The organism is Oceanobacillus arenosus (assembly GCF_003369575.1).
GTDB classification, from domain to species: domain Bacteria; phylum Bacillota; class Bacilli; order Bacillales; family Amphibacillaceae; genus Oceanobacillus; species Oceanobacillus arenosus.
Window position 1 is genome coordinate 17373 of the sequence record NZ_PIOC01000006.1, and the last position, 24625, is coordinate 41997.

General features: G+C 37.0%; 29 protein-coding genes. 19 read left to right on the forward strand and 10 right to left on the reverse strand.

Annotation, left to right across the window (positions count from 1 at the left end; genetic code table 11):
• The first annotated feature begins 318 nt into the window (after nt 1-318).
• The 6 genes from CWR48_RS04445 to CWR48_RS04470 all read left to right on the forward strand — a co-directional run bounded on the left by CWR48_RS04445 (nt 319) and on the right by CWR48_RS04470 (nt 4492).
• Nucleotides 319-1185 (forward strand): ComEC/Rec2 family competence protein, encoded by an 867-nt coding sequence (locus tag CWR48_RS04445; protein ID WP_115771842.1) that lies wholly within the window; start codon nt 319-321, stop codon nt 1183-1185.
• A gap of 82 nt (nt 1186-1267) precedes the next feature.
• Nucleotides 1268-2116: an SPFH domain-containing protein gene (locus CWR48_RS04450; protein WP_115771843.1), complete on the forward strand. Its 849-nt coding sequence runs from the start codon at nt 1268-1270 to the stop codon at nt 2114-2116.
• Between the two features lie 12 nt (nt 2117-2128).
• Nucleotides 2129-2308, forward strand: a complete 180-nt coding sequence (locus CWR48_RS04455; protein ID WP_115771844.1) for a type II toxin-antitoxin system antitoxin — start codon at nt 2129-2131, stop codon at nt 2306-2308.
• 254 nt (nt 2309-2562) lie between these two features.
• Nucleotides 2563-2940 carry a GntR family transcriptional regulator gene (locus tag CWR48_RS04460; RefSeq protein WP_115771845.1) on the forward strand — a complete coding sequence of 126 codons (378 nt, stop codon included), beginning with the start codon at nt 2563-2565 and terminating at the stop codon, nt 2938-2940.
• Nucleotides 2930-3787, forward strand: a complete 858-nt coding sequence (locus CWR48_RS04465) for an ATP-binding cassette domain-containing protein (RefSeq protein ID WP_115771846.1) — start codon at nt 2930-2932, stop codon at nt 3785-3787. The genes CWR48_RS04460 and CWR48_RS04465 overlap by 11 nt, the downstream gene beginning before the upstream one ends.
• Before the next feature lie 3 nt (nt 3788-3790).
• Nucleotides 3791-4492 (forward strand): hypothetical protein, encoded by a 702-nt coding sequence (locus CWR48_RS04470; protein WP_115771847.1) that lies wholly within the window; start codon nt 3791-3793, stop codon nt 4490-4492.
• 45 nt (nt 4493-4537) lie between these two features.
• Here the strand turns inward: CWR48_RS04470 and CWR48_RS04475 are convergent, their stop codons facing one another.
• From CWR48_RS04475 to CWR48_RS04505, 7 genes are all read right to left on the reverse strand, one after another.
• Nucleotides 4538-5314, reverse strand: a complete 777-nt coding sequence (locus CWR48_RS04475; protein WP_115771848.1) for an ABC transporter permease — start codon at nt 5312-5314, stop codon at nt 4538-4540.
• Complete coding sequence (locus CWR48_RS04480) at nt 5314-6222, reverse strand: ABC transporter ATP-binding protein (protein ID WP_115771849.1); 909 nt, start codon at nt 6220-6222, stop codon at nt 5314-5316. Before CWR48_RS04480 ends, CWR48_RS04475 begins: the two co-directional genes overlap by 1 nt.
• Nucleotides 6223-6426 carry a PLD nuclease N-terminal domain-containing protein gene (locus tag CWR48_RS04485; RefSeq protein WP_115771850.1) on the reverse strand — a complete coding sequence of 68 codons (204 nt, stop codon included), beginning with the start codon at nt 6424-6426 and terminating at the stop codon, nt 6223-6225.
• Between the two features lie 29 nt (nt 6427-6455).
• Entirely contained in the window at nt 6456-7565 is a 1110-nt protein-coding gene (locus CWR48_RS04490; protein WP_211316704.1) for a DUF1648 domain-containing protein, read from the reverse strand.
• A complete protein-coding gene (locus tag CWR48_RS04495; protein WP_115771851.1) occupies nt 7562-7957 on the reverse strand; it encodes a GntR family transcriptional regulator in 396 nt (131 codons plus the stop codon). The genes CWR48_RS04490 and CWR48_RS04495 overlap by 4 nt, the downstream gene beginning before the upstream one ends.
• A 212-nt stretch (nt 7958-8169) precedes the next feature.
• Nucleotides 8170-8298 carry a YfhE family protein gene (locus CWR48_RS04500; protein WP_115771852.1) on the reverse strand — a complete coding sequence of 43 codons (129 nt, stop codon included), beginning with the start codon at nt 8296-8298 and terminating at the stop codon, nt 8170-8172.
• 92 nt (nt 8299-8390) lie between these two features.
• Nucleotides 8391-8948, reverse strand: a complete 558-nt coding sequence (locus tag CWR48_RS04505; RefSeq protein WP_115771853.1) for a GNAT family N-acetyltransferase — start codon at nt 8946-8948, stop codon at nt 8391-8393.
• A gap of 433 nt (nt 8949-9381) precedes the next feature.
• Between CWR48_RS04505 and recX the strand changes: the two genes are divergently transcribed.
• Together recX and CWR48_RS04515 are read left to right on the forward strand one after the other, a co-directional pair.
• On the forward strand, nt 9382-10191 hold the full coding sequence (recX, locus tag CWR48_RS04510; protein WP_115771854.1) for a recombination regulator RecX: 810 nt from the start codon (nt 9382-9384) through the stop codon (nt 10189-10191).
• Nucleotides 10192-10444: 253 nt separating this feature from the next.
• Nucleotides 10445-10777 (forward strand): YfhH family protein, encoded by a 333-nt coding sequence (locus CWR48_RS04515; RefSeq protein WP_115771855.1) that lies wholly within the window; start codon nt 10445-10447, stop codon nt 10775-10777.
• Nucleotides 10778-10813: 36 nt separating this feature from the next.
• On the opposite strand, the gene CWR48_RS04520 is transcribed toward CWR48_RS04515, so the two are convergent.
• Nucleotides 10814-11800, reverse strand: a complete 987-nt coding sequence (locus CWR48_RS04520; protein WP_115771856.1) for a metal-dependent hydrolase — start codon at nt 11798-11800, stop codon at nt 10814-10816.
• 189 nt (nt 11801-11989) lie between these two features.
• Here CWR48_RS04520 and mutY point away from each other — a divergent pair, with 189 nt between their 5' ends.
• From mutY to CWR48_RS04540, 4 genes are all read left to right on the forward strand, one after another.
• On the forward strand, nt 11990-13066 hold the full coding sequence (gene mutY, locus CWR48_RS04525) for an A/G-specific adenine glycosylase (protein ID WP_115771857.1): 1077 nt from the start codon (nt 11990-11992) through the stop codon (nt 13064-13066).
• 225 nt (nt 13067-13291) lie between these two features.
• Nucleotides 13292-13456, forward strand: a complete 165-nt coding sequence (locus tag CWR48_RS04530) for a gamma-type small acid-soluble spore protein (protein ID WP_115771858.1) — start codon at nt 13292-13294, stop codon at nt 13454-13456.
• Nucleotides 13457-13656: 200 nt separating this feature from the next.
• Nucleotides 13657-14184, forward strand: coding sequence for a nucleoside tri-diphosphate phosphatase (gene ntdP / locus CWR48_RS04535; RefSeq protein ID WP_115771859.1), 528 nt, complete (start codon nt 13657-13659; stop codon nt 14182-14184).
• Between the two features lie 40 nt (nt 14185-14224).
• Nucleotides 14225-15979: an ABC transporter ATP-binding protein gene (locus CWR48_RS04540; protein WP_115771860.1), complete on the forward strand. Its 1755-nt coding sequence runs from the start codon at nt 14225-14227 to the stop codon at nt 15977-15979.
• A gap of 361 nt (nt 15980-16340) precedes the next feature.
• Here CWR48_RS04540 and CWR48_RS04545 read toward each other — a convergent pair whose 3' ends face one another.
• Nucleotides 16341-17636, reverse strand: a complete 1296-nt coding sequence (locus CWR48_RS04545) for a glutamate-1-semialdehyde 2,1-aminomutase (protein WP_115771861.1) — start codon at nt 17634-17636, stop codon at nt 16341-16343.
• Between the two features lie 636 nt (nt 17637-18272).
• Between CWR48_RS04545 and CWR48_RS04555 the strand changes: the two genes are divergently transcribed.
• The 6 genes from CWR48_RS04555 to perR all read left to right on the forward strand — a co-directional run bounded on the left by CWR48_RS04555 (nt 18273) and on the right by perR (nt 22524).
• A complete protein-coding gene (locus CWR48_RS04555; protein ID WP_115771863.1) occupies nt 18273-18710 on the forward strand; it encodes a potassium channel family protein in 438 nt (145 codons plus the stop codon).
• A 56-nt stretch (nt 18711-18766) separates the two neighbouring features.
• Nucleotides 18767-19237, forward strand: coding sequence for a thioredoxin-dependent thiol peroxidase (bcp, locus tag CWR48_RS04560; protein WP_115771864.1), 471 nt, complete (start codon nt 18767-18769; stop codon nt 19235-19237).
• A 500-nt stretch (nt 19238-19737) separates the two neighbouring features.
• Nucleotides 19738-20376 (forward strand): sugar transferase, encoded by a 639-nt coding sequence (locus tag CWR48_RS04565; RefSeq protein WP_245976722.1) that lies wholly within the window; start codon nt 19738-19740, stop codon nt 20374-20376.
• Nucleotides 20377-20443: 67 nt separating this feature from the next.
• A complete protein-coding gene (locus CWR48_RS04570) occupies nt 20444-21388 on the forward strand; it encodes a D-2-hydroxyacid dehydrogenase (protein WP_115771866.1) in 945 nt (314 codons plus the stop codon).
• Between the two features lie 2 nt (nt 21389-21390).
• Nucleotides 21391-21948 carry a cob(I)yrinic acid a,c-diamide adenosyltransferase gene (locus CWR48_RS04575; RefSeq protein WP_115771867.1) on the forward strand — a complete coding sequence of 186 codons (558 nt, stop codon included), beginning with the start codon at nt 21391-21393 and terminating at the stop codon, nt 21946-21948.
• A gap of 126 nt (nt 21949-22074) precedes the next feature.
• Nucleotides 22075-22524 carry a peroxide-responsive transcriptional repressor PerR gene (perR, locus tag CWR48_RS04580; protein ID WP_425453875.1) on the forward strand — a complete coding sequence of 150 codons (450 nt, stop codon included), beginning with the start codon at nt 22075-22077 and terminating at the stop codon, nt 22522-22524.
• Nucleotides 22525-22636: 112 nt separating this feature from the next.
• On the opposite strand, the gene CWR48_RS04585 is transcribed toward perR, so the two are convergent.
• Nucleotides 22637-23020, reverse strand: coding sequence for a YgzB family protein (locus tag CWR48_RS04585; protein WP_115771869.1), 384 nt, complete (start codon nt 23018-23020; stop codon nt 22637-22639).
• Nucleotides 23021-23209: 189 nt separating this feature from the next.
• Here CWR48_RS04585 and CWR48_RS04590 point away from each other — a divergent pair, with 189 nt between their 5' ends.
• On the forward strand, nt 23210-24076 hold the full coding sequence (locus CWR48_RS04590; RefSeq protein ID WP_115771870.1) for a nucleotidyltransferase-like protein: 867 nt from the start codon (nt 23210-23212) through the stop codon (nt 24074-24076).
• Nucleotides 24077-24625 lie beyond the last annotated feature (549 nt).

A 24625-nucleotide genomic window follows, 5' to 3' on the forward strand; every position in this document is an offset into this window, starting at 1 on the left:
TATTACTTTCAAAGTTTAGCAAAGAATTGAATATTAATTAACTAATACTTCTTTAACAATTCTTCAACGTTTCTTTAAGAAAAGTTCTTCACAAGCCCCATATTAACACAATTACCCATTCATCTTTATATGAACTATCTGAATATTATAATCAGGAATTTATATACACTACAAAAAAAGAAACACGTTATTTCTAATGTGTCATAATGTGCGCGTTGATATGTTATTCTGCTCGTTAACTTCTTATTATAAAGGATAATTTAAATCTCCTCGTGAAAAGCTATTATCGAACGTCATTTTAACAAAGGGATGACTCCGATGAAAATTAAGTATCTGTTTATATTTCTTATGACAATTATTATCTTATTTATTCAAATGCCATTTCAATTACATAGTGACGCACAAGCGGAAATGCAGGTGCACTTTATCGATGTGGGGCAAGGTGACAGCATATTAATTCAGACTCCATCCAATAAAACGATTCTCATTGATGGCGGATCACCTAAAGAAGGGAAGAAGGTGGTAGCCTATTTAAATAATTTAGGCATTAACCAAATTGATCTGTTGATTGCTACTCATCCAGATGTCGATCATATTGGTGGACTGAAAGAAGTAATGAAGAAAATGAAAGTTATCCAAATACTCGATTCAGGTAAATTTCATTTTACTAATACGTATACCAATTATGTAATGGAGATTCATAAACAGAGAATTCCAATGAGCGTGGCAAAGGTAAATGAACAAATCAAATTAGATCCTGAAGTAAATATTAAAGTATTGAATGCCGATGGTAAGGGGAAAAGCAATAATCAGGCATCAATCGTATTAAGCGTTAGTTATAAAGCAATAGATTTCCTACTGATGGGAGATAGCGAAGTTGAGCAGGAAAAGACATTATTATCTCGGCAAAATCTTGAATCGGAAATAATTAAGGTTGCACATCATGGTTCAAAGACAAGCACATCTCTCCGTTTCTTAGAAGAAGTAAATCCACAGGTTGCCATTCTGACGTATCGTGTTGGCAATGATTATGGGCATCCGGTTGAAAGGGTAATTGACAATTTAAATCGGATTGATGCGCAAATTTATTCAACAGGGGTATTCGGTAACATAAGAATTATTACAAATGGGGAGAATTATATGATCATACCTGAAAAAAGTCCGACTGATAATTTAGCGAACTAATCATCCTGATTTACAAAACGATGCCATAGTGATATCATAATAGTATCAATATGAATTCAAAAGAAGTGAGGGTGACGTTTTGATGATTCAGGAGAGAAAAGCTTGGTCTATGAATGGAATGTTAGGTATTTTAGTCATTGCAATCCTTTTAGCCGCTACAGTATTCAGTTTTATTCAGCAACAATTTATTATCGGCGGAATTTTATTACTTGTAGCAATAACGCTAATTAGCGGTATTGCCATCGTACAGCCTAATCAGTCGGTCGTAGTGATTTTTCTTGGAAAGTATATGGGAACGATTCGCCATGAGGGGATTGTAGTTACCGTTCCATTTTCATCAAGGAGAACGGTATCGCTTCGTGTTCGAAACTTCAATAGTAATAAGATGAAAGTAAATGATGTAAATGGCAATCCAATCGAAATCGCTGCTGTCATTGTGTTCAAAGTGATTGACTCCGCAAAGGCAGTATTTGACGTGGATCAATACGAGAAATTTGTTGAAATTCAAAGTGAAACGGCAATTAGAACGGTTGCAACAAAGTATCCATATGATTCCTTTGGGGAAGAGCAGCTTACATTACGCGGAAATGCGGAGGAAGTTTCGAATGAATTAACGATAGAATTGCAGGAACGGTTAAAAGTTGCTGGTGTCGAAGTAATTGAAGCAAGATTAACCCATTTAGCTTATTCAACTGAAATTGCTCAAGCGATGTTACAACGCCAGCAAGCAAGTGCAATTATTTCTGCAAGAAAGCAAATTGTTGATGGCGCAGTCGGCATGGTACAAGATGCGATTGAACGAATCGAGAAAGATGGCATTGTTGAGTTAGATGATGAACGGAAGGTTGCGATGATTAATAATCTACTTGTTTCTATCGTATCGGATAAGGGAACACAACCAGTGATAAATACTGGATCACTATATCAATAAAAGAGGGTTTTTATGGCTAAGAAAAAGAATTTTCCATTGCGTATAGACCCGAAGCTATATGATATTTTAGAGTCGTGGGCAAAGGACGAATTTCGAAGCGTAAATAGTCATTTGGAGTTTTTATTAAGGGAGTCGATCAAGAAAGCGGGTCGACTGCCGAAAAACGAAGCTAAGAAAATGGATGACGAATAAGGTTCTGTACACATTGTGTGCGGGACCTTATTTTTTTATTGCAGGTAAGAAAGTATAAAATTTGGCTGAAATATTTCTTATGCTGGAACAGCCACGTCCAGCTTCAGCGCTAAAGCTGTGACGAGACTTTCCTCACCTCCGTACACAGCTCAAACGGGTGCTTACGCTTTTGTTATTTGAAAAGATTGACAAATCAATCAATATGTTATATGGTTAGTTACATAAGCAATTAACCAAACAAGGAATGAACTAAAATGAAAAATTCATTAGACGAAAGTAAACCAATTTTTATGCAAATTAAAGAGCAGCTTGAGGATTCTATTATCAACGGAACGATTAAGGCAGGAGAACGCGTACCATCGACAAATGAATTTGCTGCTTTCTACAAGATCAACCCAGCTACTGCAGCAAAAGGAATTAATGAATTAGTCGCAGAGGATATTCTTTTCAAACGGAGAGGTGTTGGAATGTTTGTAACAGATGATGCAATGCAAATATTAATCGAAAGTCGGAAGAAAACATTTTATGAAAATTATATGCTGCCATTAAAAAGTGAGGCCATTAAGTTACAAATTAGTGTGGAAGAACTTATGGATATGGTGAAAAGGGAGGATATTTCAAATGAAAATTGAAGTCAAAAGTTTAACCAAGAAATATGGTGATCATCGAGCATTAAATGATATTTCATTTATACTTGATGGTCCAAAGATTTATGGGTTGCTCGGTAGGAATGGTGCAGGAAAAACGACTTTTATGGATATATTATCTGGACATATCATGGCAAGCAATGGAGAGATATTAATAAATGGAGAGAATCCATTCGATAACCAGCGCTTAACGGAATCGATTTGTTTAATTAAAGAAGGACAGAATTTTAAAAGGGATCTAAAGATAAAAAATGTGCTTAAGATTTATTCTTACTTTTATCCGAATTGGGATCAGGAGCTCGCAGAGAATTTAATTAAAGAATACAATCTAGATCTGAATTCAAAGATTAAGACGCTTTCGAAAGGGATGGAATCGGCACTAGGGATTACCGTGGGATTAGCAAGTAAGGCACCGATTACAATTTTTGATGAACCATATATTGGGCTAGATGCACCATCAAGAAAGAAATTCTATGAAATCATGCTGGAAGAATATCAGGAAAAACCGCGAATGATTATATTCTCAACACACTTAATTGATGAAGTGAGTTTATTATTTGAAGAGGTTCTGATCTTACGTGAAGGCTCCTTAGTTTTACAGGAGGAATCAGAAATCCTTCGCAACAATACAATTGCAGTATCTGGGACTATTGAAGAAGTTGAGACATTCATTTCAGGTAAAGAAGTAATCGAGAAAAAGCAGCTTGCCGGTATGATGACCGCATATATTTATGGAACGGTGGAAGAAGCAAAAATGTTTGGTTTAAATGTTGAAGGTGTGCCAATTCAAGAATTAATGATTTATTTAACGGAAAGAAAGAAGGGGGCATAAATAATGACTAGGCAAGTAAAAGGACTGCTATACTTTTATATTACGGATATCCGTTTCTCGTTGACAATCTTTTGGACGATATTGCTAAGTACTTTAGTTGTTACAATAACGATTGCTTATTTTTTACTTGGTGATGGAAATACCGAATTCTATTTTGCTTTCCCATTCGCAATTTATGTTTATGCCGGTATTTCAGGTTTCTTGATGGTAAAAGAGAGTGTTCCATTTTCGCTAAAATTAGGAGCAACACGTAAGAATATTTTTATCAGTCTTGGTCTATTTTTCATAGGTTTAGCACTATTTAATGCTATACTTGCAAATACGTTACAATCGATTATCGTCAAGTTAATAGGTGGAACAGAAATTTACACCATTAATCTTTTTCATCCTGCACAACTATTAGGGGATACTTGGTTAAATCGTGTCGTCATTGATACATCTTTCCTATTTTTCTTATTCTCACTCTTGTTTGTCATTGGTTTACTATTTTATAAATATGGTTTACTAGGTGGAGGAGTTGTTGTCGGCGCACTTGCTGTCATTTTACTTCTAGGGCTTACTCAAGGGTGGATTATCGATTTTATGACCAATGTATTTGCAGACGTTGAATTAACTTTTTTCTACCAAATGCTTGGTGTAGGGGTATTAATATATTGCATCTCCTTCCTACTGTTAAGAAGAATAACAACGATAAAGGCGAAATAATGAAGAAGGACTGGATTCTGCTTAAAGGATCCAGTCCTTCTTACGTTAATTTGCAAGCTCCTTCTTTTTTAAAGCTATAATTGCAGCGATTAACAGGCCAATTGAAATGATGATTGTTACAATTGCTGTCCAAACAAGGTCTGATGAGATGCTCCCAGTCTGTACCATCTCCATTAGATACATTGTTAAGTTATTCGGGCTCCATACAAGTACATGGCTAAATATTTGGGTAACAATACTCATTAAGATAATCGTTGCAATCGTTAGAAAAGCGACAATCCCAGGTGTCTTAAACAAAGTGTTATAGAAAATAGATACAGAGACTACCAATGTAAGCCAGAATCCGTAGAAAATAATGACTAATAATATGCTGTGAAGTGAAAGCTCACCATAAAGAATATTAATATAATACCAGCTGGCAAGCATTCCGATTAGCAATGAAGCCCACACAAGAGCAAGCAGTGCGGCCCATTTTGCAGTAATATAATTGCGATAAGCGACAGGCTTCACTAAAATGAGTTCTGATACACCACTTCTACGTTCACCAGCAATTGTTGCCATTGACATCAATGTGATAACTAAGACTCCTAAACTACTTAATTGGCCAAGGCTCATCATCACGACTTCTGCCGGTGCAAAATCTGGGAGTTCAATGACGGTTCCATCTGGTAATCCACCAACAGATTCGAGGATTTGCGGCAAATAATAATTGGAAACAGGATCGATAATTGCTAGGAGAATAAAAACTAAAGGAACCCAAATCCACTTTTTATTCCGCCAATATTCGGTTATTTCTTTTCTGAATAGTGCCATCCATTGCATTAGCCAGTCACCACCTTCATAAACATATCTTCAAGGGAAGCACGATCTAGCGTGAAACTCGTTAAAGGACAGCCCTCTTTTAGTACATATGTCAAAATTTCCTGTCTTGCCTCAGCGATATCTGATACAGAAACCTGCAGTACATCACGTTCGATTGAAGAATTAGCGACACTTGCTAATGCATTAATAGGCTCCTGATATTTGGCTAAATCTCCTTGAAATTCGAGCTTGATAATGGATGTTTGATATTTTTTTCTTAACTCCACCATCGATCCACTTTCAACTATTTCACCTTTGTTTAATAATAATAACTCATCACTTACTTCTTCAGCATCACTTAAAATATGGGTAGAAAATAGAATCGTCATTTCTTCTTTTAATTCCTTCATTAAAGTTAACACTTCTCTGCGACCAATTGGATCAAGTGATGAAACAGGTTCATCTAACATTAACAGTTTTGGCTTGTGGATGATTGCTTGCGCGATTCCTAACCGTTGTTTCATGCCGCCAGAATATTTTCCGATTTTCCGATCTTTTGCATCGATTATTCCTACTTTTTCAAGTAATGTTTCAGCACGCTTCTTTGCTTCCGCTTCGGATAAATAGCTCAGTCGCCCACTATAAATCATGAATTCCATTCCAGTCATCCATGTGTAGAAAACTGGATATTGCGGCAGGTAACCGATATATTTTCGGATATCATCTTTTTCCTTCATATTGGAAAATTGAATCGTACCTGCTGAAGGTTTTAGAAGACCTGCAAGCGTACGTAAAATGGTCGTCTTTCCTGCACCATTTGGTCCAATGAGTGCAATACATTTTCCGTTATGAAATTCAAAGCTTACATCTTTTACTACGTTTTTCCCGTCATAACTTTTTGAAAGCTTGTTCACCGTTAGTAATGTCATCTAGTCGCGACTCCTTCCAAATATGAAATAAATGATTGGACCAATTGTGTTTACTAGAAGAATGATGAAAAACCACATCCATTTCGGCCCATTGGTTGATTCAGCCTTTGTTAAGTCAATGAGTGCGACTATGATTAATATTGCCTGAATAATTAGTATTGGCGTAACGATTGCCCAATTAATTGTCTCAATTATTTCCTGCATTGCAATTTCCTCCTCTAGGAGTTATGTCATTAAATTCCCAATAAAAGTGGAATTCCAATAGCTAAACCAATAATCGCGAGTAAAATAATCCATGCTAATGGTCTCGCGTAATTTATTGTCCAGCCAACACCAAAGCGCTTTTCTAACATAAAAGCAGGGTCGTCTTTATTGAAATAAAACTGCCCAAGCTTCCAATATTTGTCGTCATCACGGTCGATGACATTACCATTTTTCCCAAATTTCCCTTTTACACGACTTCCACCCTGACCAGTAGTGATTGAAAGTACAATTGCCCAGATGATCATGATAAAGCTAAAGAGAAGCGGGATGATTGTCAATAGTTGTTGATTGATCGGATAGATGAACGATAACTGTATGAAAGAGAACATGATTGTTAATAATGTTCCAGTGACAATGATATATAGCGACCATCTCCGTCTGAAAATAACGTTTTGGTGCATCGACTCTTCAGGCTTCTCCGCATTGATCTGCTGCTTCGCTTTTGCAATCATCGTATTGATGAATAAGAACAGTAACATTAAATACAATTGCATGATTGGCATAGAAAGAACGGATCGATATGACTTATCCACCCAATTAGTCACTTCCCCAGCAAAGTTATACTGCATTGGTATCTGTTCTGGTATTAGGCTGTAAAGCTGAATTGTAATGATAATAGTTGCAATAATAATGACAAATGAAAAAAGGAACCAATAATTTGAATGGTTAAGTCTTTGATTTCGAAAGCTTGTATTGATGAATACTTGCTGTGATTTGTTTGCCGCCCAATCTGATTTTTCCTTCAAGATTTTCATCCGGCGATGGAACGTTAAATAAATGATAAAGCTAACAATTAAATAAAGCGCGATGCCAGTAGTAAGTAGGATACTTATTGTTTGTTCATGATTTGCGACGGTAAGACCTAAAATGCTGAAAAGTAATAGCACGATGAAGCTAAGTACACCTGTTGAAATGAGATAACTTTTCCTCATAGCCTTTAGTTCCTTACTACTGTAAACTTCCTCAGGGATCGTTACACCAAAGCTCTCGGTTTTTCTAGTTAAATATGGTGTGAGCATCATCATTAGAAAAACAGGAATAAAAATGGCAAGTAATAATATTAATGGGATTGTATTCATTTCTTCTCACCTTCCTCAGTAAATTCATTAAACACTTCTTTACAAATCCGTAAAAACGCTTCTTCATCCATGCCGCGGCAAATCGAAGCGGCAATGAGAGGGTGGATGCTTGCTATTAAATTCTGTTTGTACTCTTCATCAGCTTTTGGTGGACCATCGGGGTTAATTACGACCCCTTTTTGCCGATGGATTACAATATAACCACCTTGTTTCAGTAACTGGTAAACTTTATTCACTGTATGAAGATTAATTCCAATATCAGAAGCTAATGATCTAACGGATGGCAGCGGATCACCAGGACTCAGTTTACCTTTCGCAATTCCTTCAATAATTTGATGTTCCAACTGAATGTAAATGGGCTCCGCTGATTCAAGGTTGATATTAATAAACATGTTTACACCTCCTTATATATTTATTCTATCTGTTATAGTTAGAATATAACAGATAGAAATGAAAAGCAATAGAAATTTAGAAAATGTTTGTTTGACACTATTTACTTCAAAATAAAAAAGTGAAACGCCTTAAAAGGAGTTTCACTTTAGATTGTTTCTGAATAGCTTTAGATTTTTGTAATGGACGACAGTTGCACGTCAGAGAGGGTTGATCAGCTTCGACTGCCTCTTTGTGATAATTGTTCATAGATACGATCCGCACGTTTAAATTCCTTTTGATAATTGACTTCCTGTGTCTTCGATAAGTATTTTAATCGCTGATTTTCTTTAAACTTGCTCATCAGATCATTCCTCTCATTTTAGAATTAGAATCTCCCATTTCATCCATTTTATACTGCAAATAATAAAAAAACCTCCAATTGGAGGTTTTGAATTAAGATACTTCTTCATCTGTAGTAACTATCTGCTCTGCAGTAAACTGCTGGTAGCTGACATACTGTTCTTTTGTAATAACGAAAAGGTCATAAATATCACCATTCGTATTAATATCTTGATAAACTTCAGGGTAAAACTCATTTCCTAGTGAGACATATGGAAGCTTTAATACTGCTTTAAGTGAGCGAGTATTTGTCTTCCGCACTTTCATGAAAATCCCTTCAATATCATGGGAAAAAAATAATTCATTGAAAAATTGATCCTTGGCAGGTCGATTATATCCTTTGCCGAAATAAGGCTGGCCAATCCAGGTAGCTAAAAATCCGTGCTTATTCTGGATATCAAATAAATTAATCGTGCCAATCGGCTGCATATACTCATCTAAAATCGTACGTGAGATCAATTCACCATTTTCTTCTGCTTCAATTGTCTTCTTTGTGAGGAAATAAAATTCATCACTTGTTTCTGCTTTATGTCTAACATAGGGAAATACATCTGGATGCGTCATCAAGTCAAATAACACTGGCACCTCATGTAAGTCACGCATTTTCAGCATAAAAAATACCCTCCTTATTTCCAGGCGGGTATTCTAAATTTCCAATTAGGAATTTAGTAAGTGACCCACCCACGAATTTTTATTTTAGATTGCAACAAAAATTCGGGGTGGGAATCGAACCCACTAGAACCAGTAAATACTGGTGGCGCACCATTTGCCTTCCCTATTTAATTCAAATTGTTCTCAAGTAAGATCCAATTCATCTCTTTCGTATTTTGATAATACTATTCTACAATTTTTATCCGAAAAAGGGAATCATTTTTTTGTAAAATTTTAATGAAGTTTAGTGACATAAAATGGCGTTCTTTTCAGATAAAATCATAAATTAATTCAGACAAAATAATGTATGTTGAAAGGTTATCCGATGTTAATAAATGTTAGGATAGAATTTAAGTTATTTTTCATGATATATTATTGGAAAGGGGTGGGATAGTTGCAAAAAATCACTCGTATCACGACACAAAAGAAAAGCAAGGAACGTTACAATATATACTTGGACGATGGTAAAGGTGAAAAATATGGCTTCAGTGTAGATGAAGCAGTTTTAATTGAATTCCATTTACGAAAGAATCTTGAGCTTGATGATGAAATGATTGCTTTACTAATAAAGAAAGATACATTACATAAATCATATACCCAAGCAATCCATTTTCTAAGCTTCCGAATGCGAACGGAAAAAGAAATTTACGATTATTTAGTTAAAAAAGAAATCGAAGCCGAGCATATTAAGGAAATAATTAATAAACTGATCAAAGAAAAGCTCATTGATGATCGGCAATTTGCAGAGATGTTCGTTCGTACACGAATAAATACAGCATCAAAGGGACCGATGCTAATCAAGAAGGAACTTATTGAGAAGGGCGTGTCAGCTAGTATTGCGAGTGAAGCGGTACAAGCATACCCATATGAGGTTCAATATGAAAAGATTTCGAAATGGGCAGAGAAGAAGCTTAAACTCCAGAAAAAAGACTCCTTTAAGAAGCAAATCCAGCAGCTGCAAGTCACACTAATACAAAAAGGATTTACACAAGATGTAATCAAAGATGCATTGTCGGAAATTCATGAGGAGAAAGACGAAGATGAGGAATGGAATGCAATCGTCTTCCAAGGAGATAAATTAGTAAATAAGCATCAAAGAAAATTCGAAGGCTATGAACTCCGCAACAAAGTAAAGGAAGGATTGTATCGAAAGGGCTTTCCAATTGACCTGATTAATCGTTTCCTGGATGATAAGAAAGTATAAAAAATTCTCTATATTAATCTTTTGCTAGAGTTGGCCACGTCTAGCTCCAGCGCCCAGCGACTAGCGAGACTTCCCTCACCTCCGTACGATAAGTCAACATCGATTCGCTAAAGCTCATCGTGTTTCCTTTATCTCCTGCGGTTCAGTCCAGTCCGTACGTCGCTAAACGGGCGCTTGCACTTTTGTTGGATGAAAGTATGGAAGAGTCGATTAATAATTGATAAGATAGTAAGGTAGACAAGGGGGAAGGCAAATGAATTATCGATATAGTGATTATTCTGTCGAACAGTTATACCGGGAGATTGGGGTATTGAAAGAGAAGGCACAAAAAGCGGAGCAGTTAGGGAATGTTTCCGAAGTTCAAATTAACGAACGAAAGATGCAAGTTGCAATGGCATATACGATGAATCCAGAAGCGTTTAAAGCAGATGAAGTATATGAATTAAAGATGGAAATAGGGTATACGTTTAAGATTAATTATATTAATGGTGTGTTTGCATGGGGACAGCGGATAAATTTACTTGGAGAAGTGTACGAAAATGTTGAAGCACTGCCAATATCCTTACTTGGTAAGAGAATTAGTTAACAAAAAACCGGCTGATCTGTAAGGTCAGCCGGTTTTTTATATCGGGCTATCTTCAACGAATAGTTTACGCTGTAACTTAAGCTCAGAGAAGATCCAGCCTGTATAGGAGCTCATAATATTCATGTTATCATCTATTTTAACGACCGCAACAAATGGATAGTACTCTTTCGAGCGATAACGTAAATCGATGAATCGAACTTCTGTGAAGTGATCATATTCATTGATTTCCCAACGATAAACTGGTGAGAAATTTAGAAATGATGAAACATTTTTGTCTTCCTTCGCGAGATCCATAATTGGTAGGTCTGGCAATGGAACCTTTGAATACTCATCGATAATCTCGATATGACCATTAATTGCTGTACCTACATAAAAACGATCTTCTGTTGTAATTGCGACACGCCAATAGTTTTGTTTTAATGTTGGGGATGTTGCAATTTCTACAGTATTTGGGAAATATTCATTGATTTTCTTAACGATTTCTCTTTTATCCATATAACGCTTGATGTAATATAGTACAATGACGGTATAAATGGTTAGCCAAGTATAGCCAGGATTAGCACCTAATACCCAAGCAAAGATTCCAACAACATTCATTAAGAAAATGTATGGATCAAACGTGTTGATAAAGCCATAGGCAATCCATTTGTCTGTAAATGGACGAAATGCTTGTGTCCCATATGCATTAAATAAATCCACAAAGACATGAATAATGACCGCTAAGGCAGTCCAAAGCCATAGGTGTAGGAAGCTTGTTTCAGGCACGAACAGGTGAGTAATTCCAGATATTAACAGTCCCCACAAAACAATTGCAGGAATGGAATGCGATAATCCACGATGATGCCTTATATAGGTAGCATTGTTTTTTAATTTAAAAATGGTATCAAAGTCTGGGGCATGTGAGCCAATGATTGTTCCAACTAATACCGCATGAAACAACGTAGGGTCACTTTGAACAACTGGATCTATCGTCGCAAGTCCCCCTAGCGCAATACCCATTACAATATGTGTTCCGGTATCCATTCACAGGATCCTCCTTGATAATGTCCTTTCCAAGAAATAACGGAGAAGGACAAGAATAATTATCAGAAATAGTGTACTATGGAAAGTTATATTGTTATTATTATCTACAATTTCATGAAAGAATATTAACCAGCAGCATAATTGCCAGAATATAGATTTACTTTATTGTATCACAAAGGGTGTGTAAACATGAATGAAGAAGTTCTAAATAAATTTAATATACAACAATTCCAGCAAGATTTACTATCTTGGTATTATCAGCATAAACGTGACTTGCCTTGGCGACAAGACCAAGATCCTTATAAAATCTGGGTATCGGAAATAATGCTCCAACAAACGAAAGTCGACACCGTTATCCCATACTTTTATCGGTTTATTGATAAATTCCCAACGGTTTACGAATTAGCAGCAGCCGATGAACAAGATGTGCTGAAGGCGTGGGAAGGACTAGGATACTATTCCCGTGCTAAGAATTTACAAACAGCTGTAAGAGAAGTTGTCGCATCCTATGGTGGAGTAGTACCTGAAAATCCTGATGAATTAGGATCATTAAAAGGGATTGGACCATATACAAAAGGAGCAATTCTTTCTATCGCGTATAACCAGCCGGAACCCGCAGTAGATGGAAATGTCATGCGTGTGATTTCGCGTATTCTTAAAATTGAAGAAGATATTGCGAAGGTTAAAACGAGAAATCTAATCGAAGCCAATGTTCGCGAAATTATTTCAAAGGACGATCCAGCTTCATTTAATCAGGCAATTATGGATCTTGGATCGTCTATTTGTACCCCGAAAGCTCCAGCATGCATGTTCTGTCCGATTCAGGAGCATTGTAAAGGCTTTGAAGACGGCGTGCAGGAGGAATTACCAATCAAAACAAAGGCGAAGAAACAAAAAAAGATTCCATATGTAGTGCTATTAATCAGAAATGAAAAAAACGAATATGTGATTGAGCAACGACAGGATAAGGGGTTATTAGCGGATCTCTGGCAATTTCCGATGGTGCCAATCAATGAAATTGGCAGGAAACATATAGAAAATTGGGTGTTCAGTGAATATGGTATAAAAGTAAAATTAAAGGAACATAAAGGAAATCTGAAGCATGTATTTTCCCATATTATTTGGGAATTGGAAATATATGAAGCAGAAACAAAAAGTATTGCCACAGATGATCCAAGATTACGTTTTGTAAATCTTGAGGAAATCGGCAACTATCCATTTCCTGTTTCCCATCAGAAAATGATGCAATATTTGTCTGAACAGTGATTTTAAACAAGGTTCTCAACGATTTCGGGACCTTGTTTTTCATTTATCCCGAATTAACTGGCTGTAAGACCCTTAACGAAAAGAATTCGAGAAAAATCAAGAATTGTAAGTGGGGGATGATATTACCCCGCTTAATGAAGTTTCACTTTATTAAATAATCTTTATAAAAATAAAGGCATAACAATTTGATAACTGGACAAATTAATTATTGCGGAGGTGATATCGATGGCTAAAAAAGCTAACAAAACAGCTGCAGGTACTAGCGTACAGCATGTGAAGCAACAAAACCAACAAGCAGCTCAAGGACAATATGGTACTGAGTTTGCTTCTGAGACAGATGCTCAGGAAGTAAGAAAACAGAATCAGAAATCTCAATCAAACAAAAAGTAAATACCTAGGTCGATATAATGAAAAAGAAGAGAGCTTCCCTAATGATAGGGAAGCTCTCTTCTTTTTAAATGTATAGCCTTTCTTTAAGATTAAATATTCCCTATATACTGAAAAGTAGTTTCCCTTTATATTTCCTATCATTGCCTATATAATAAATGCAAGATTAGTATTGGGATTAATGATATAGAAAGGAAGATTGGATGGTTGCTCCGAAAGCTGGTTCTAATATGCAAATACAAAGCTATAAGCATAATGGGCAACTTCATCGGATATGGGAAAATACAATAGTATTGAAAGGGACTGAGACGGTTATTATTGGCGCCAATGATAAAACACCAGTAATCGAGAGTGATGGACGAACTTGGATAACGAGGGAACCAGCCATCTGCTATTTCCATTCTAAATATTGGTTTAATATTATCGCGATGATTCGTGAGGATGGCATACATTATTACTGCAATATTAGTTCTCCCTTTGTGTATGATGAAGAAGCACTTAAATATATTGACTATGATTTAGATCTCAAGGTTTTTCCAGATATGACCTTTAAAATTTTGGATGAAGATGAGTACGATGAACATAAAAGACAAATGAACTACCCCTTAGTATTGGACAGGATTTTGCATCATAATATGGAACAATTAATTAAAGTTGTTCGTATGAGGAGAGGCCCGTTCGCACCAGATTTTGTTGATAGCTGGTATGAACGATTTTTGACCTATCGTTAGACATAGCAATCTAAAGTAATGTAAAAGAGGAAGGTTATTTTTGAGTAGTGTAAAGCAATATATGAAGTTCGTGAAACCATATAAGTGGCGAATTTTCTGGACGATTATCGTAGGAATTATCAAGTTTGGAATCCCATTGTTAATGCCATTAATTTTAAAATATGTGATCGATAATATTATTTCTGTTGACACGATGACACAGCCAGAAAAAGTGAATCAGTTGTTTTGGATAATGGGACTTTCCTTTATTATCTTTCTCGTTTTACGCCCACCGATTGAATATATTCGCCAATATTTAGCACAGTGGGTGGGAAATAAAATTCTTTACGATATTCGGGACAAGTTGTTCGACCATATACAAAAGCTTAGTCTCAAGTTCTATTCTTCGACAAAAACCGGCGAAATAATTTCCCGGGTAATAAATGATGTCGAACAAACGAAGAATTTCGTAATAACTGGTTTAATGAATATATGGCTTGATTTAGTAACAATCCTAATCGCAATTGGAATTATGCTGACGATGGATGTTGGCTTGACAGTTGTTTCGGTCATTTTATTCCCATTGTTTGGCTTTTCGATTAAGTACTTTTTTAGTCGATTACGTCGACTGACAAAGGAAAGGTCTCAAGCATTGGCCGAGGTTCAAGGACATTTACATGAGCGGGTGCAAGGAATTCCTGTTACAAGAAGCTTTGCATTAGAAGAATATGAACAAGGCCAATTCAGAATTAGGAATGATAAATTTTTGCAGAAATCCGTCCAGCATACAGACTGGAATGCAAAGACATTTGCGGTGACGAATACGATAACAGAACTTGCACCACTCCTAGTCATTGCTTTTGCTGGCTATCAAGTAATCAATCTAAATGTAAGTATTGGTACAATGGTTGCTTTTGTTGGTTATATGGAAAGGGTGTATAGTCCACTAAGAAGATTAATCAACTCTTCAACAACACTTGTCCAATCGATTGCATCGATTGATCGTGTGATGGAATTCATGAATGAGAAGTACGATATTGTTGATAAAGAAAATGCCAAAGAGCTTGGACGAGTGGAAGGTGCTGTAGAAATTAAAAACGTATCCTTCAAATATACGGAGGATGAGGCGCTTATCCTGAAAGATGTTTCCCTCGATGTAAAAAAAGGAGAAACAATTGCCTTTGTTGGTATGAGTGGTGGCGGAAAATCAACGCTAATCAGCCTAATTCCACGATTCTATGATGTAACAAGTGGATCGATTAAAATTGATGGTATGGATATCCGCGATGTAAAGGCACGTTCATTAAGAAATAATATTGGCATGGTGCTGCAGGACAATATTTTATTCAGTGAGTCAATTGCTGTTAATATTCGAATGGGTAACCCAGAAGCAACAGATGAGGAAGTCATGGCAGCGGCAAGAGCAGCAAATGCGCATGATTTTATTGATAAATTGCCATATGGATATGACACATTAGTTGGGGAACGTGGTGTGAAGCTGTCTGGTGGGCAAAAGCAGCGGATTGCAATTGCGCGTGTTTTCTTGAAAAACCCGCCAGTCATGATTTTTGATGAGGCAACCTCTGCACTTGATTTAGAAAGTGAGCATAGTATCCAGCAAACATTAGAAAAGCTTGCATCTGATCGGACTACTTTCATTGTGGCACATCGCTTAGCAACAATTACCCATGCGGATCGAATCGTAGTTATTGAAAACGGGGAAATAACGGAGTTGGGGTCACATGAGGAATTAATGAAGAAACAGGGTAGCTATTATGATTTGTATCAGGTTCAGAACTTGGATAATGGGAAATAAACTTATATAGTTTGTTGTTATTTAGATAAACTGTGCACTTGTTTAGTGCTTAGGGTTCTCAGGCTAGTCGCTCCAGAAATACCCTTCGCGCACCTTAGGGGAGATGGTGTCTTCGGGTATTTCTTCCACTGGGGTTGGAGGAGTCATATATAAGAGAGTGACTTACCACTAACAAACAATATTGATTGAAGTGAAAAAATCAAACTCACGTGTGAACAGTAACTACTGTCTAGATTTGATTTTTAAATTACCACTAATCCGCACTTTACATCAATTATGAAATGTCATTAGTCACCTCAAAGAGATAGTTGATAAAAAAAGGTCCTTCACATTATTGTGAAGGACCTTTTTAAAATGTAACTTATTCAGCTGCCATTACTTCAAAGGCATGTCCGACTGCTTCTATCGTTTGGTCGATGTCTGCTTCGGTATGTTCGGTTGTTAGGAACCATGCTTCATATTTAGATGGTGCCAAGTTTATTCCTTGGTTTAACATTAATTTGAAGAAGCGACCGAATGCTTCGCCGTCAGTTGCTTCGGCTTGTGCGTAATTGGTGATGGTTTCTTCACCGAAGAAGACAGTAAATGCACCACGTAGGCGATTAATCGTAATTGCTACACCGTACTGCGCTGCTTTTTCTAAAATTCCTTTTTCTAAGCGTTCACCTAGGCGTTCTAATTTTTCGTATACGCCTTCTCGTGCAAGCACTTCTAAACAGGCAATACCAGCAGCCATGGAAGCTGGATTTCCAGCCATCGTTCCAGCTTGATATGCTGGTCCAAGTGGTGCAACCTGTTCCATAACCTCTTTACGTCCACCATATGCGCCGATTGGTAAACCGCCACCGATAATTTTACCCATTGCGGTCATGTCAGGTTCAACGCCATAAAGCTGTTGTGCACTTCCATACGTAAAGCGGAATGCTGTAATAACCTCATCATAAATTACTAATGCGCCAACTTCATGTGTTAAGTCATTGACACCTTGAAGGAATCCTTCGTGTGGTTCAACAATTCCGAAATTGCCGACAATCGGCTCAACTAATACTGCCGCAATTTGATCTCCCCATTTATCCAATGCTTCTTTATATGCATCCAAATCATTGAAAGGGACGGTGATTACATCTGCTGCGGTGGATGCTGGAACACCTGCAGAATCTGGCGTACCTAATGTTGACGGACCAGAACCAGCCTGAACTAAAACTGCATCGAAGTGTCCGTGATAGCTGCCTGCAAATTTAATGATTTTATTGCGTCCAGTGTATGCGCGCGCAACCCGGACGGTCGTCATAACTGCCTCTGTTCCAGAGTTGTTGAAACGAACTTTTTCTAATGAAGGGATTGCTTCTTTTAACATCTTTGCAAATTTGTTTTCAAGAGGGGTTGGTGTACCATATAAAACGCCAGTTGTTGCAGCTTGTTTAATTGCTTCTGCTATATGTGGATGATTAAATCCAGTGATAATTGGGCCATATGCTGCTAAGTAATCGATATATTTATTGCCATCGACATCATAAAAGTATGCGCCATCTCCGCGCTCCATGTACACAGGTGAGCCACCGCCAACTGCTTTATATGCACGTGATGGAGAATTTACACCACCAACAATATGCTCAAGTGCTTCTTTATGTAGTGCATCAGATTTTGAAAAATCCATTTTCTTCATACCTCCTAAAATAATGAAACTCAACTATTAATATAACAAAAATAGGAAGAAAAAACGATGGATAGGTAATTGCCATCTATTAATGTACGTCATAGAATAGGGCTAAACTCTAACTGATTGTTGTTTTTCAATAATTAGATGCTGGTGTATAGATGTAAAGTGCGAACTACTCTAATGTGCTTAGGGCTCTCGGGCCAGTCGCTCCAGAAATACACTACGCTTTCCGCGGGGAGCTGGCGAGCCTTCTTGTGCTTGCGCACTTCGAAGTCTCGCCTAGGCTCTTCTTCCCGCAGGAGTCTACGTGTATTTCTTCCGCTGGGATTATGCAGTTGTTCTTTTTATCATTTTCTTAAAAAGGGGAGACAGCATTATCCTCTCTAAAGGCCGGAGGGCAGGAGATTCCTACGGTAAAAGCGAAAATGTTGAGTCCATAGCGTTCTTTGCTAGGGGCTCAGCACAAGCCCTCTGGATGCGCGACTGTCAAAGTGAAAATCAACTTTGCGCCTAACTTTGTCCGCACTTTATATTAATTGCAACGTACAATAAGCAACGAGCCTAAAAAAATTAAGACAAGCTTGAAGGAATGGTGCATATAATGAATCTAGAGGATTTTAAAGGAGATTTGCGATGAATATTATTCCTTGGTTTATCTTTGTTATCGTCTGTATACTCATTTTTATTAGCATTCATGCATTTATTAGAGGAGGAATTTTCCCCACGCGTATGGAAATGCAAGATAGTCGATTTTCCGGTGAATTATTTATTGTGTTATTAATCATTTATAGCCTTGTAATAATAGGATTTGGCATGCTTTATTTTATTTTATCGTTCCAGGGAATTATCCTTGTTGAGGGTGGCGAATTAAGGGAGGTTAATATCGTCGGTTCGATTATCCATTCAATGTATTTCAGTGGAGTAACCTTACTTACAATAGGTTATGGAGATATTACGCCAATTGGCATAGGGAGATTCATTGCGTTAATCGAAGCTTTGATAGGCTATGTTTTACCTACTGCATTTGTCATGCGCTTATTTCAGACAGGTTCACGAAGTAGAGATAAATGAATTTGTTATGCAAGTATGTTAGACTGAACGGTATTGACGAGATGGAGGGAATCAATATGACAGTAGAAGTTGGTAAACTAGTAAAAGATTTCACTTTGCCGGATCAAGATGGTGAGAATGTAAGCTTGTCGGATTATCGTGGAAAAAATGTTGTACTCTATTTTTATCCAAGGGATATGACACCTGGATGCACAACGGAGGCTTGCAACTTCCGGGATCAGCATGAAAGCTTCAAAGGGCTTGACGCTGTAATCATTGGGATAAGTCCGGATACTGCAAACACCCATCAGAAGTTTATTGGAAAATACGATTTGCCATTTTTGCTATTAGCAGATGAAGAACATAAGATTGCGGAGGATTTCGATGTTTGGGATCTGAAGGAAAATTTTGGTAGAGAATACTATGGCGTGGTGCGGTCTACATTCATTATCGATAAAGATGGAAAACTTCAGAAGGAATATCGTGGAGTTAAAGTAGCAGGGCATGTTGAAGATGCACTTACATTTATTCGCGAGAATCTAGCATAAGTATTGTATAAAAAGTCCAATTTCGTAACGGTTCGGTGTTTATGTTAAAATATAGATAGGGATTGTAAACGATTTCACCTAAACTATATGCTGCAATTGTTTCATGCAAAACCCCGATAACCCTTAATATACCAATAAATATAGAGGTACCAATTCATATGTGGATTGTACCTCTATTATTATTTTTTTATTGCTTAGGAAACTATAAAAATTGGATGCAGTGAAAAACTTAATTACCGAGAACAGCCACGTCCAGCACCAGCGCCCGTGCTCCTAGGGAGACTTCCCTCACCGCCGTAATCTAAGTCAACCGCTTACGCTCCCAAAGAGTTTCCTTTATCTCCTACAAAGGAATGTCCGTACACAGCTCAAACTAGCTTTAATCTTTTGTTATGATGCAAATCCGGACTTCTTTATTTAGTAGTAATATAGAAACCTTTTTTAGAATAGGATGTAGTACTAGCTATATTATTCTTTAAAATGAGGTGATTCGATTGGAAATGCAAAAGCATGTTCGTTCTAGAGTTGAAGCAAGATTATCTAGTAGAAAACGGAAAATCACCTATGTTGTGAGCAAACGAATAACTGATATTGTAATTAGTTTCTTCTTCCTATTAATGTTGTCCCCGTTATTATTGCTTATCGGTAATCAAATAAAAAAAAGAGAAGGGACACCCATTTTTGATAGAAAAGCGTGTATTGGCAGGGGCACACGGTCTTTTATTATGTATAGCTTCCGCACGATGACAAACCCATCGATGGTTATTCGCTCATTACCATTAAATCGTAATCTAGCAGTATTCACATCAACTAACAACGCAACAGGTATCCTGACGCCGACAGGGAAATGGCTAACAAGTTATCACCTGCATTTCCTTCCGCGTTTATGGAATGTTCTGAAGGGAGAGATGAGTCTTGTTGGACCAACACCCAAAATCATTGACGGGACGAGCATCAATCTTAATCACTTACAAGTAAAATCAGGTATTATCGGATATGCTCAAGTATTTGGGAATAAACAATCTAGTGAGCAATTTAAGAAGAATGCAGATCAATACTATATCGAAAATTGTTCATACAGACTGGATATGATGCTTCTGTTTCAAACAATTAAGAAGTTGTTTAAAAGGAAATTCTAATCTTTCTAGTTTTCAATTAGCTCTCATTCCTTTACTATTAGGGTATTAGCTAATAGGAGTGAACTCGATGATTCTATTTTCTGCAAAATTATCAGAAGAATATCAAGAAAAATTAAAGCACCAATTTCCAAAGCAACAATTTGTCTTCAGTAATGCTGATGCGTTAAAAAACGATATTCGTGAAGCAGAAGTTTTTGTTACATACGGGGATGATGTCAGAACAGAATTAGTTAGAGAAGCAGCAAATCTTAAATGGATTGCAAGCCTTTCTGCTGGTGTTGAAGGTTCACCTTTTCAGTTAATAGAAGAAAAAGGAATCCTGTTTACCAATGCTCGGGGCATCCATAAGATTCAGATGGCGGAATATGCAATTTCTATGCTTTTGCAAATATATCGCAGGAGCAAAGTGCTCGCTGAAAATGAAAGAAACCATACATGGGATAAGGCTGTTCGGATGCAGGAAATTACGGGGAAAACGATGTTAATTGCTGGAACAGGGGCAATCGGTGGTGAAGTAGCGCGACTCGCGAAAGCTTTTCGGATGAAAACGATTGGAATTTCAAGAAGCGGTCGAAAGGTAACGTGCTTCGATGAAAATTATACCCTCGATGATTTAGATAAGATTCTTCCTAGTGTGGATTTTGTTGTATCGGTGCTTCCGAGTACAGCTGAGACGAAGGGGATTTTTGCGAATAAACAATTTAAAGCGCTACCGAATCATGCTGTCTTTTTAAATATGGGACGCGGGGATGCGGTAATCGATGCAGATTTATTGCAAGCAATACAAGAGAAGAAATTAGCGCATGCTGTATTAGATGTATTCAATGAAGAGCCATTACCGGCGAACCATGCTTTCTGGCAAGAAGAAAGGATCACCATTACACCACATATTGCTGCAATGTCACCAAACTATGTACCAAGGGCATTAGAAATCTTTATAGCAAATCTAGAAACGTATTTAGCTGGTGAAGGGGAATATATAAATGTGATTGATCCTAAGAGGGGGTATTAGCATTGCGTATTTACACTCGTTCAGGTGATCAAGGAAAAACATCGCTCGTTTATGGAGAACGGGTGCCGAAAAACGATTTGCGTGTCGAAGCGTATGGTATATGTGATGAAGCAAATTCAATGATTGGCCTTGCACTAAGTTTCCTTGATGATGTAACGTGGGACGGAAAAGTAGAATTCCAGGAAAAAATGCACCGCATCCAGACGATTATTTTTCACGCTGGTTCAGAACTCGCTACACCAAAAGATAAGGAAGTAAACTGGAAACTGAAGCAGGAGCATATCCAAGAATTAGAGGATCAAATTGATTTATTGGATTCGCAATTAGAGCCGCTAAATAATTTTATCCTCCCATCTGGTCATCGCGTATCAAGTGCCTTGCATTTAGCAAGAACAGTAGTGAGACGAGCAGAGCGAACAGCGGTTGCTCTAGGTGAAGAATTAGATAATTCCCTTGTCTGTCCGTATTTAAATCGTTTATCCGACTTTCTATTTGTTGCCGCAAGATATGTCAATAAACAGCTCGGTGGCGAGGAAAAACCATTGAAAGTGGATCTATAAATGTGATTAACAACATATGGAAAGGTACTTATATTGACAGAAGGCTATAAATGAAGGTACACTAATTATAAAGATTATAAACTGATAACATTATTAGACTAGAATACATTATTGAAAGAGAGGTGGATGACCGTGTCTGAAAAACGTTTACGTCAAGCGATTGATACATTAAAAGAATCAGGCGTTCGGATCACGCCACAACGTCATGCTGTACTTGAATATCTCCTGACTTCTATGGTTCATCCTACTGCGGATGAAATATATAAAGCATTGGAAAGTAAATTTCCAAATATGAGTGTAGCAACGGTCTATAATAATTTACGTGTCTTACGAGAAGTAGGTCTTGTTCGTGAATTAACGTATGGCGATGCATCAAGTAGATTTGATTGTAACACGTCAGAGCATTATCACATCATATGTAATGAATGCGGGAAAATTGTTGACTTCCAGTATCCATCGTTACATGAAGTTGAGTCGTTAGCGGAACAGGTGACAGGGTTTGATGTCAGCCACCATCGTTTAGAAATTTATGGAACATGTGAAGATTGTAAACATGTTGCAACAGCAAAACATTAAAGAATCCAAATGCTGCATTCTGCATTTGGATTTTTTTTGGGTATTTTTTTAATAGAGTAGAGGAAATATAACAATCTTCTTAATGAATAAGTGCAACTATGTAGATAGAATCTTATTTTGTTGCATCCTTGCCTTTAGCATAACGACGTGTATTATATTTTTCATCGAATGCTTTGCCCTCTAAATCTTTATCCATTGTTAATGGTTGCTTGCAATGCATACAAGCATCAACACGTCCAAGCATTTTCGTTGGTTTCTCGCAGCTTGGACAAATAACAGGCACAGCTTTCAAGGAAAGAGAGCCAATCCACAAGTAAACACCACAACTAAGTAGTACCATCAGCACTCCTAAAATAAAGAAGATAACCATTAACCATTCCATATTTCTAACAAAGAGTCCAACGTACATTAATAGAATCCCAGCAAAAACTAATATTAACGCAAATGATCGTATTTTATTTATCTTACTCGAATAGACTAACCTTTGCTCAGCCATGTTTTTCCTCCTTATTATTCACTTGTAGTATAGCATATTTCACTTTGCGAGTTACAGGTTGTTGTATTATCCAATAAGTAATAAAATTATTTTAGCGAATAAAAAGGGATTTTGTATAACGATACCGAAATGGTTTAATGGAAGAAATTAACTCTTAGCTGTAATGATAGGAATGGGGGAAATCGAGTAATGGAAAATTTCCTAAGACCGATTTATCAAGAACGTGCAAGCAACCAGAATACAATGGGAATAACAATGATTGAAAAAACGACCCAAAATAGCTCTTTAACAGACAACTTTGATATCATTATACTAATCATTGTGACGGATGTTGATGAAGATTGGCAAGTAAAGCATTATGAATTTGAAGGAAAAACGGCAGCATTACATATTGTTAGTGAAGATATACTAATGAGCTGGATCGATACGAGTGGATACCGCACAGCGGTAGAGTGGATTATTGAAGGGCAAATCATCTTTGATCGAAATGAATATATGAATCATTTAAAGACCCAGCTTAGGGAGTTCCCAAATACAAAAAGGGACCTAAGGAAAGCAATCGAATTTGGCAAACTAATCAAGAACTATTCTGGGGCTAGAAATCTTTATGAAATGGGGGATTTTAAGGATGCCCATAGTGAAATTATGGATTCGCTCCTTCATTTAGCAAGATTGGCAGTAATTGAAAAGGGATATTATCCTGAGGTAACGGTTTGGAGCCAAGTAAAGAAAATTGATTTAGAAGTATATAAATTATATGAGGAATTTATTGAGAGCAATGAAGAAATTTCTAAGAAGGTAGAGCTGATGATACTGGCGATGGAGTATGTGATTAGCCTTCGTGCCAGGGTTTCAGCGAATCATTTATTAACAATCATGCAGGCAAAAGATTCGGCATGGTCATTTGCGGAGCTAACCAATGAGGATACGAGGCCCTACATGTTAGATTTGGCAGCAATGATTTCTTATCTAACGGACAAAGAAATTATCGAAATCGTCCTCGAACCAACAAAAGGAATCGATGTTTACCAAAGGAAATATAAAATTAAGCAGTAAATAATCACCTAAATTATTTCTTGGCATAGGCTACAATATGATATTTCAATCAACTATAGGCGTCATAATCCAATCACATGTAAATAACCTAGACTGGATTATGCGCTTTATTGATTAATAATTATTCGAGCACTGTGACAGAATATATAATAGAAGGAAAAATTTCAACGCGACTTTTTAGAAAATTATGGATTAAATTATTTAATAAAAACCGTTGACTTAATAATTCAACCATGGTAAATTAATAAACGTCGCTGAAACGAAACAACATAACGACAAGAAATAAAAAATACTTGTTGACATTTAGATAACAAGTATGTTACATTATTAAAGTTGCTGCTGAACGAGCAGTTACACCATTTGCTCTTTGAAAACTGAACAAAACAACCAGTATGTCAACGAAAAGAAACTTGATTTCTTTTCAACAAAACAAGAAGGTAACACTTCTTAATGCTAAGTCATTATATGGAATTGATTGGTGTCAATTTCATTTCAAACACTTTATTGGAGAGTTTGATCTTGGCTCAGGACGAACGCTGGCGGCGTGCC